Genomic DNA, 348 nt, shown 5'->3' with positions numbered 1-348 from the left:
CACAAGAACTCTCAAGTGAAGCCTCCGCTCAATCAGCGCGTGCTGGCCATCGGCATCCGCGCTGATGCGTTTGCGCCGTAAGATTTGCCGCCGGGGTTTGCGACGGTCGAGGAGCTGGCCACCCAGATCGACCGCGGCTGGGCGTCGCTCCAGGCCGCAGGCATCGACGGCGAGATGTGCGGCATCGGCTTGGACCCCGACGAGGCTGAGGCCGAGCTGCGCCGGCGGTTCGACGGGCACTCGTTCGGGGTGGCGCTCATCGGGGGCGGCATTCGGAATGTCCCGGAGAACACCGTCCTGTTCGAGCGGATCGTCAACGTGCTCATCGACCTCCAGCCGGGCATCCGG

Annotated in this window: 1 pseudogene; it reads left to right on the top strand. The window is 67.2% G+C overall.

The window, feature by feature from the left end:
• Positions 1-84 precede the first annotated feature (84 nt).
• A pseudogene (locus tag AC5P09_RS52200) lies at positions 85-348 on the top strand (hypothetical protein); the annotation flags it as partial.

The organism is Streptomyces sp. a15 (genome assembly GCF_059026085.1).
This window is presented reverse-complemented; position numbering and strand designations above follow the sequence as displayed.